At 47.3% G+C, this 9118-nt stretch carries 9 protein-coding genes and 1 pseudogene; all 10 read right to left on the bottom strand.

Going from position 1 to position 9118, the window contains the following annotated elements; all coding sequences use genetic code 11:
- Positions 1-1334, bottom strand: a 1334-nt coding sequence (locus tag F8561_RS12345; RefSeq protein WP_151887523.1) for a type VI secretion system Vgr family protein, incomplete at its 3' end; no start/stop codon positions are given.
- Positions 1335-1841: 507 nt separating this feature from the next.
- Positions 1842-2288 carry a hypothetical protein gene (locus F8561_RS12340; RefSeq protein ID WP_040017726.1) on the bottom strand — a complete coding sequence of 149 codons (447 nt, stop codon included), beginning with the start codon at positions 2286-2288 and terminating at the stop codon, positions 1842-1844.
- Between the two features lie 230 nt (positions 2289-2518).
- Complete coding sequence (locus F8561_RS12335) at positions 2519-2968, bottom strand: hypothetical protein (protein WP_113656330.1); 450 nt, start codon at positions 2966-2968, stop codon at positions 2519-2521.
- A gap of 119 nt (positions 2969-3087) precedes the next feature.
- Complete coding sequence (tri1, locus tag F8561_RS12330) at positions 3088-4188, bottom strand: ADP-ribosylarginine hydrolase Tri1 (protein ID WP_032669867.1); 1101 nt, start codon at positions 4186-4188, stop codon at positions 3088-3090.
- A gap of 35 nt (positions 4189-4223) precedes the next feature.
- Positions 4224-4604, bottom strand: coding sequence for an immunity protein Tsi6 family protein (locus F8561_RS12325; RefSeq protein WP_151887522.1), 381 nt, complete (start codon positions 4602-4604; stop codon positions 4224-4226).
- 297 nt (positions 4605-4901) lie between these two features.
- A pseudogene (locus F8561_RS12320) lies at positions 4902-5090 on the bottom strand (ADP-ribosylglycohydrolase family protein); the annotation flags it as partial.
- A gap of 16 nt (positions 5091-5106) precedes the next feature.
- The gene (locus tag F8561_RS12315; protein WP_020883477.1) at positions 5107-5454 is read right to left on the bottom strand and encodes an immunity protein Tsi6 family protein; all 348 of its coding nucleotides are present in this window, start codon (positions 5452-5454) and stop codon (positions 5107-5109) included.
- A 260-nt stretch (positions 5455-5714) separates the two neighbouring features.
- On the bottom strand, positions 5715-6785 hold the full coding sequence (tri1, locus tag F8561_RS12310; protein ID WP_148576305.1) for an ADP-ribosylarginine hydrolase Tri1: 1071 nt from the start codon (positions 6783-6785) through the stop codon (positions 5715-5717).
- Positions 6786-6810: 25 nt separating this feature from the next.
- Complete coding sequence (locus F8561_RS12305; RefSeq protein WP_020883475.1) at positions 6811-7281, bottom strand: DcrB-related protein; 471 nt, start codon at positions 7279-7281, stop codon at positions 6811-6813.
- A gap of 11 nt (positions 7282-7292) precedes the next feature.
- Positions 7293-9118 (bottom strand): type VI secretion system Vgr family protein (locus F8561_RS12300; RefSeq protein WP_151887521.1); only part of this gene is annotated, 1826 nt, incomplete at its 5' end.

Here is a 9118-nt window from a genome sequence, read left to right as displayed (position 1 = left end):
CCGGTGATAATCGGACGGTCCGGGTCACCGTTGATAAAGTCCACCACCACCTCATCGCCGACCCGCGGAATTTGCACCCCGCCGTACCCCTGACCCGCCCAGGCGCTCGACACGCGCACCCAGCAGGAGCTGGTGTCATCCCCCTTCGCCAGACGGTCCCAGTGGAATTTCACCTTCACGCGGCCATATTTGTCCGTCCAGATACTCTCCCCATTTGGCCCCACAACCTTTGCCGTCTGCGGGCCGTAGGTGCGCGGCCACGCCGTGCTCTGCGCCGGACGGTATGACACCGACGCCGGGATGACGCTGAAATCAGTGCGGTGGATGGTTTCCCCCTCGCCGCTCGCGTAGCGGTTCTCCTCGAAATGGTAACCCGCCGCCGTGACCAGATAGTCACCGTTATCACTGAAGAACGGGGCGCTGGTCAGGGTGAAGGTGTGTCCCGGTGCAATACCCGCGGCCGTGGCCGTCGCCTGAATCTGCTGGTGCTCCACCTGCCAGCGCTCCTGACGGATACGGGCGTAGAACTCCGCATGCCCGGTCTCAACAAACCGTCCCGGCCAGTCGTACACGTCGATACTGCCCGGTTTCGGTGACGCCGGGTTCTGCTGCGCCTGGAACAGCCACGCGTTCGGCTTGCGGAAGTCGTAGTCATCGAGGCTGTAAATCCCCGGGGTGACGCTGTCCTCCAGCGCCCACTGGCTGATACCCTCTTCATCCGTACTGCCGCCTGACGGCGTCTGGTGGTAAGGAATGACTTCGTAGCCGCTGAATGGCTGATGCTGCGTCGCGGCGTCGGTGAGCACCAGGGTGTGCTTGTCCGCCTCGTGGCTGAAGTGGTATGCAATCCCCTCCAGCTCCATCAGACGGCTGATGAAGTCCAGGCTCGACTCCTGATACTGCACGCAGTAGTCCCACACCCGGTAGCTCCCGGTGAGCTTATCCTCCACGTTGACCTGATGTTCAGCCAGCAGGGTTTTCACAATCTGCGGCACCGTCTGGCCCTGGAAGATACGCAGGTTACGGTCGCGCTTCATCGGCCACAGGTCCGGCTCCACCGTCAGCTGGTACACCGCATAGCGGGTGCCCGTCAGCTCGACGGCACTCACCGCCACGCGGGTGATTTTTCCATTGATATAGCGGGGCGTCAGCAGGCTCTGCGTCGGGATGGTCACCGTGACCGGCTGACCCAGCAGTTTGCTGCGGTCAATGCGCGCATCCGTGCCAAGCAGGGTCAGCGTCAGGGCGAACGACTCGGACATCGCCTCGCGGCCCGTCAGTTTCCAGAACAGAAGCCCCTCCACCGGGAGCTGAACGGTAATTCGGTTGAGCATAATCTTTATTCCGTAATGGTTTTATGCTGGAGAAGATAATAAAAAAACGGATAAATGAAAAAAGTCATTTACTATTACATGTAACCAGACAGATGAAAAATCACCTGGGGGGAAATCGTCGAGGAATCTATCATTTAATATATAACACTTAATTAACAAATTAAAAATACACTCTACGCATGGCACCATACTTTCCCCATGCTAAAAACAAAGCATTGGTATAAAGCACACATCTCTTCCGCAGCGATGAAATTTTCCCAGCACGTCCACAGTGTTACTCCGGAGATGGATAACCCCCTCTCATTCGTCAAGCCGACTTCAGTAATGTGTGGTGGAGTCAAACCTGCTGGCTTAACACGCATGGGAAATATCACCTGGTAATGAAGTATTTCCTTGTCAGTTGAGGTGTACAGCCATTTCCAGTCGTTCGCCTCAAGGTTTTCGTTACTGGTAGCGGAGGCTATGGGAAACGGAAAGTTGTTCTAAGTGTTTATAATGTCTCTTCACTTAGGCCGCGGAGGCTAACCAGATACCATAGAATATAAGAATGCATCCAAATGATGCCAGGCATTTCGCCAGCAAAATCAATCCAGGGCTATATCTGTTTGCCAGCGATGACAAAATCGAATAATTTTGCTCCGTGTTATATCGCTGATGAAAACGCATTATAGTTTCAAATATTGTGCAAAGCATAATGACGAAAAACTTAGCCAATAATAGTGTGACAAACGAAGGCGGAATAACGATTAGTACCAACTCACCATCTTCTTTTGTCATCGAGGGGAAAATTTCCCGCAATCCGATCAACACGAAAACCAGAATAAAAGTGCCGACTAATATAAAAGATAATTTTACGAAAAAAACCACCCATTCTTTTTTGTTAAAATTATCTTTGCCATTCCAGATATAGGTAAGAGCGACCAATGAAAAAATAATAAACCCGAGAAACTTCATTGAATCCGATGCTCCTTATTCGCTCGCCCGACTATGACAGTCACACACTAACAATTGGCGCCATGGCGGGTTGCGTGAGGATGATCACCGTAACCAGTTAACCGAGCTGCCTGCTGTGGTCGATGCACGCATCCGTATCGGGTCGGGTCAAGGGCATGACGCAAAGCGGAGACGCGGTTGCGGTAACAGTAGAAACTAGGGTATCCGTTATGCAACCTTAATCATTGTGCTTACTTTAGCCAAAGACCCGAAAACATAAGGAAGCTTCCGAGGGAAATTAAGCTTTTAGCAACGATAAGTAAGCCAGGTGCGACGATGCGTGATATAGACGATATTTTTTCATAATTTTCCACATTGTAGCTTTTGTGCCCCCTCAGAATCCCCGAGAAAACAGTACAGAGGAGCACAACTGTGACCTTTAAACCCCATACGCACAGAAAAGACATAGAAAAAATGATCGAATATTGTTTGGCCGTTGCGATGGAAAACAATGACATCGACTGAGAAAGCCATTTAAACGTAAAGCCAATGACAACTGTGGCTACTAACACCAGAACCAACATCATCCCCGCCAGGAGCCACTTTTTCTTGTTAAAAAAATCTTTTCCATTCCAGATAAGCGCTAGTGTCCAAATCATAAAGAAAATAAAGAAAAACCAATGCATTACAATATTTCCCATTTATCCTCTTTAATCTTTTTTCAAAAGGGCAACACACTCAGCAATACCATTAATTCCGCCATCTGCCTGAGCGGAAATTACGACCAGCTCAAACCCTCACTATCCAAATATGAAAACAATTACAAGAAAGTATCTTCAGGAGCCCTGTCGAATAATTCACCTGCCATTCTGGCGATACGTTCGTGTTGTACCAATTTGTCTTTCCACTCCTGTGGGATACCGGAATAACCATACAGCGCACCCGCGATTTGCCCCGCCGTCGCCGCAACGCTGTCAGCATCATCGGCAAGATTGGCGGCCAACAGAATAGCATCTCTGAAATTATCCGTATTCCATACGGACCACATCGCGGCCTCAAGCGTATCGATGACATAACCACTTGAACGAATCTGATCGCGAGTTTTTTGCTTATATTCACCCGCGTTGATAATCATTACACGTGGCTGAAGCGGCATGACGTGTGGAGCAAAAACAAAATCTTTATTGCTGCCATTAATCATATGTACAAGTAAATAACTTAAATACTGTGTGCTATTTATTGCTTCCGCGGCACCGTGCGTGGCGATGCTCTGTTTTTTAGCTTCATAAAACGCTTTGCTTAATGACTTTCTAAAAAAAATTGAGACAGGGGCTTGTCTGATAATAGAAGCATTACCTGCAGTTTCTGGCGAAGTATTACCGCTCCACCCAGGACCAACAGTTAAATATTGTTCTAAAGCAAAGCGAGTTGTATTACCTATATCAAAACAGATGCCATTTGAACTGTTATAACCATGCTGATACCATTCCAGAAGCTTATTCCTGAAGCATATAGTATCAGCATCACCTTTCTCAAGAAGCGTTTCCGCAAGACATAATGCCATGGATGTGTCATCCGTCCATTCGCCTGCGCGAAGTCGAAATGGCCCACCTCCTGTCATATCTTTGACGTATGCTCTGTCACGCGGTAAAAATTCGAGCGTAGTGCCTACGGCATCTCCAACAGCGAGGCCAATAAGCGCACCAACAGCACGATCTCGCGATTCCACTAGTGAGATGTTGCATGATGGTGTTAAGTCCCATTGTTTTTGGGCATCGCAATCAAAAGATGATTCTAATAGTTTATCATTATATTTATACTGCATTTTCTGCTGGACTGAAAGACTACTAACAGGTAAGTACTTACGATATCTATCTACATATTTTAACAATACATTCAAATTAGCATGTAAATCAATCACCATCCACCCATAATAAAATATATCTAATATCAACCCTAAAATTCATCAGGATATTTCATTTTAAGATTTTGTTGTTTTATTCTATAATTGGCATCAACCTCATGCGGGAGCCTAACCTTTAATCCTCGGCGGATTTGATCAACAATAAACCAGGCATCCGACAACCTTTCAAAAAACAACTCATCCGAATTATCAAACTCCTTCGCTGCATACATACCGAACGTCATTTTCCATAATTTCGCCTTATCCTTTTCCTTGCCTTCGATGAGGTCCTGCAGAAATAATAATTGTTGTACTGTAAAGTCGTACATTTGCAAAAGCGGGGATTGGGGATTACTTTTTCTAACTTCAGCATATCTCTTTTGAGATAAACTTAATGTTTTTTCAACATAATCCAAGGCTGTTATTTCATTCATTATATTGAGTCAAATTATTAGAGTGAGAGCGCGCCTATTATTCCCGACCACTTCTGCCTGATAAAATCAGTCACCACATTTTATTAAAGGAAGATAATAGAATTAAGAGGGGAAATTAAAAAATCACTTTCTTTATTAATGAGTGACTATCATCAAATATGGTCCACTTGATATTTCGACATATTTCAACACTGGAAAAGTAAGTTGTTTCGTCTCACATCCAACTTCGCATCAACACAACATTTTCTATTCAACTTAATGGCACGCTATAATAGCCGCGCCATATGATTTATACAATTACCAGAAATTATCCTCAAGTGCTCTATCGAATAGTTCACCTGCCATTGTGGCGATACGTTCGTGTTGTTCGAGTTTATTTTTCCAATCCTGAGGAATACCGGAATCACCATATAATGCTCCAGCTATTTGCCCCACCGTCGCCGCAACGATGTCAGCGTCATAGGCAAGGTTGGCGGCCAGCAGAATTCAAAAAAACTGCCTATCACTTACGATATCTTTTTTGTCTTTTCAAATATTCCACATCTTGTTCATGAGGAAGAATGATCTTCAATCCTTTCCCCATCTGCGAAGCTATATAATTAGCATTAGATAAATGCTCAGCAAGTTCGGCATCTGTTGTATCAAATTCTTTAGATGCAAGTACTCCAAGATTCAATGAATGTAATTTACTTTTATCTTTTTCAGCGCCAACCAAAACAGATTTAATATAATCCAACTGGCACTTCACCATAACATACAGTGAAAAATCAGGTTTTGTTTCCAATCGTTTATTGATTATATCAATGGCATCATTGATATAATTCAGCTCGTTATAATTTTCTTTATTCATGAGCACTCTTAGACATATTTTTATCTGAATAAATTCTGTACCCCCCTACCTTTTGGCTGGTAGAGATATTTTTTTAACTAGCCAAATATCAGGTACGGGAAGCAATATTACCGAACTACTCTACTTTTTTTGCATAATTCAGTATATTTTCTATGCTGGCAAAGTGAGTTGTTTTCCTCACATGTTACTTCACATTAACCCAACATTTTCCCTTCAACTCAATGGCACGCTACAATAGCCGTGCCATATGAATTATTCAATTATAAAAAATTATCCTCAGGAGCTCTATCGAACAGTTCACCTGCCATTTTGGCGATACGCTCGTGTTTTACAAGTTTGTTTTTCCACTCCGACGGAATACCAGAATAACCATATAATGCTCCCGCTATTTGTCCTGCCGTCGCCGCAACGCTGTCAGCATCATCGGCAAGATTGGCTGCCAGCAGAATCGCATCATGGAAATTGTCAGTATTCCATACGGACCACATCGCGGCCTCAAGCGTATCTATTACATAACCACTTGAACGAATCTGATCGCGAGTTTTTTGCTTATACTCACCCGCATTTATGATCATTACACGCGCGCATAGTGGGAAAACATGAGGGGAAAAAGCTTCTTCTTTTTTATAACCGTTAATTAAATAGTGTAATACCAATCCGAGAAATTGGCATGCATTAATTGACTCTACCGCGCCATGAGTTGCGCGACTCTGAGCCTGGGATTCGAAGTAAATCGCGCGCAGCGATTTTCGACGAAAGATAGACACCGGAGCTTGACGAATAACCGCAGCATTACCAGCAGTGTGTTTCTCGGTATTACCATACCATGAAGGCCCGATACGCAAATACTGTTCAAGCGCAAATCGCGTCGTATTGCCAATATCGAAACACCGACCATTACTGCTATTATCACCGTTAAGATACCATTTAACGAGATATTTTCTAAGTATATCGGTATGCATTCTGTTTTCTGAAAGATAAGTTTCCGCCAGACATAATGCCATGGACGTATCATCCGTCCATTCACCGGGTTTTAAATGAAAAGGTCCGCCACCAATCATATCCGCTACATGTTCACTGTCTCTTTTCTTAAACTCAAGAGTAGTGCCGACTGCGTCCCCAACAGCCAAACCGACCAGCGCCCCAAGTGCTTTATCACGTGAAATATCTTCAGTCGTAATTAAAGGTAATGTTTCATCCCAGGCTTGTGAAGAACTCAAACCATCAATACCGTTATTTTTTATTGCCTTACGGACATTAATTGGCATGTATGTACGATAGCGATCGGCATAATGATTGATTACAGAGTCTTCAGTATGAAGGTCGATCATGGTATTACCCTTAATTCTATATTTGTTATCCCAAGTTCATCTGACCTGCTGATAACCTCAAACGATGTATTAGGCTTAAATAGCACTTCAGTCTCTGTTGCATTGAATTCTGAAAGGAAGTCAATTTTCCGGCCGGAAAAAACATCAACACCATCTTTTGCCCGCCAGGATGGTCAGCGAGTAAAATCACCGTCTGCTTCTGAAAAATGACCGAGTTATCATTTTTAAACTGATAAAAAAGCTCTACCGCCGGATGACCATTAACAGAAGTCATCTGAGAGGATTCAAGACGAAAGTCGGGCACCGTAATTTCCAGTTCACGCGTCAGTCGGGTAGCCGCATCATGGACTTTATCTTCGTTTTTTGCCGTCGCACAAGAAACAACAAAAGTAAACTCGCTAGCTCCGTTATCACTCATGGTGAATAAATTCATGGTTCTGTCTTTAAATACATCGGGCAAGGCGAGTGTTGCTTCCTGAAGGATATATTCGGCCATTCTGGTTATTCTTATTTATTGGCATTAAAAACAAAAAAACCATCCACTTCCTGCTGGATTTCACCCTGATGGGATGCACCTGGTGGGTCGATGACATTACGTCCGTCATCAGGGTTTAAGTGCAATTCCCCGGAAAGCGTATTAATTTGAGCATTCTGTTTTGCAGTAAAGTTAAAGTTATTACCAATGATATGAACGCTACCGTCTTTTGATAGCTCGATGGCGCTTTCACCACATTCCAGTCTCAGCGTATTACCTGCGGAAAGTATAAAATTATTAACGACCTTATCGTTTCGACTGTTCCCCGTCAGGCATACCACATCGCCTTTAATCCCTGATTTCTGGTTTTTCGCTACCCGTAAGGTTTCATCTTCACCAACAAACTGGGTACGATTTTTTTCGGTAGAGTGAGACTCGTCATTTTTGACGTTAATATCCAGATTCCGCTCAGCCTGGATCCACACCTGCTCTGCGCCCGCCTTGTCCTCAAAGCGCAGGGCATTGGCATTATCCACGGAGCCATCCTTCGTGCGGCTCATAAAGCCCATCTGCGTGGCCGCCGCCGGCAGCGCCCACGGCGGCATGCTTGCTTCGTTATACACCCGCCCGGTGATAATCGGACGGTCCGGGTCACCGTTGATAAAGTCCACCACCACCTCATCGCCGACCCGCGGAATTTGCACCCCGCCGTACCCCTGACCCGCCCAGGCGCTCGACACGCGCACCCAGCAGGAGCTGGTGTCATCCCCCTTCGCCAGACGGTCCCAGTGGAATTTCACCTTCACGCGGCCATATTTGTCCGTCCAGATACTCTCCCCATTTGGCCCCACAACCTTTGCCGTCTGCGGGCCGTAGGTGCGCGGCCACGCCGTGCTCTGCGCCGGACGGTATGACACCGACGCCGGGATGACGCTGAAATCAGTGCGGTGGATGGTTTCCCCCTCGCCGCTCGCGTAGCGGTTCTCCTCGAAATGGTAACCCGCCGCCGTGACCAGATAGTCACCGTTATCACTGAAGAACGGGGCGCTGGTCAGGGTGAAGGTGTGTCCCGGTGCAATACCCGCGGCCGTGGCCGTCGCCTGAATCTGCTGGTGCTCCACCTGCCAGCGCTCCTGACGGATACGGGCGTAGAACTCCGCATGCCCGGTCTCAACAAACCGTCCCGGCCAGTCGTACACGTCGATACTGCCCGGTTTCGGTGACGCCGGGTTCTGCTGCGCCTGGAACAGCCACGCGTTCGGCTTGCGGAAGTCGTAGTCATCGAGGCTGTAAATCCCCGGGGTGACGCTGTCCTCCAGCGCCCACTGGCTGATACCCTCTTCATCCGTACTGCCGCCTGACGGCGTCTGGTGGTAAGGAATGACTTCGTAGCCGCTGAATGGCTGATGCTGCGTCGCGGCGTCGGTGAGCACCAGGGTGTGCTTGTCCGCCTCGTGGCTGAAGTGGTATGCAATCCCCTCCAGCTCCATCAGACGGCTGATGAAGTCCAGGCTCGACTCCTGATACTGCACGCAGTAGTCCCACACCCGGTAGCTCCCGGTGAGCTTATCCTCCACGTTGACCTGATGTTCAGCCAGCAGGGTTTTCACAATCTGCGGCACCGTCTGGCCCTGGAAGATACGCAGGTTACGGTCGCGCTTCATCGGCCACAGGTCCGGCTCCACCGTCAGCTGGTACACCGCATAGCGGGTGCCCGTCAGCTCGACGGCACTCACCGCCACGCGGGTGATTTTTCCATTGATATAGCGGGGCGTCAGCAGGCTCTGCGTCGGGATGGTCACCGTGACCGGCTGACCCAGCAGTTTGCTGCGGTCAATGCGCGCATCCGTGCCAAGCA

The sequence above is a fragment of the Enterobacter sp. 198 genome (genome assembly GCF_009025585.1).
GTDB lineage: Bacteria > Pseudomonadota > Gammaproteobacteria > Enterobacterales > Enterobacteriaceae > Enterobacter > Enterobacter ludwigii.
Note: the sequence above shows the minus strand (reverse complement) of the source record. Positions and strands in the feature narration are given on the sequence as shown.

Coding starts and splice junctions, on each gene's coding strand:
- F8561_RS12340 (WP_040017726.1), bottom strand. CDS start 2,288: ATGAAGTTTCTCGGGTTTATTATTTTTTCATTGGTCGCTCTTACCTAT.
- F8561_RS12335 (WP_113656330.1), bottom strand. CDS start 2,968: ATGGGAAATATTGTAATGCATTGGTTTTTCTTTATTTTCTTTATGATT.
- F8561_RS12325 (WP_151887522.1), bottom strand. CDS start 4,604: ATGAATGAAATAACAGCCTTGGATTATGTTGAAAAAACATTAAGTTTA.
- F8561_RS12315 (WP_020883477.1), bottom strand. CDS start 5,454: ATGAATAAAGAAAATTATAACGAGCTGAATTATATCAATGATGCCATT.
- tri1 (WP_148576305.1), bottom strand. CDS start 6,785: ATGATCGACCTTCATACTGAAGACTCTGTAATCAATCATTATGCCGAT.
- F8561_RS12305 (WP_020883475.1), bottom strand. CDS start 7,281: ATGGCCGAATATATCCTTCAGGAAGCAACACTCGCCTTGCCCGATGTA.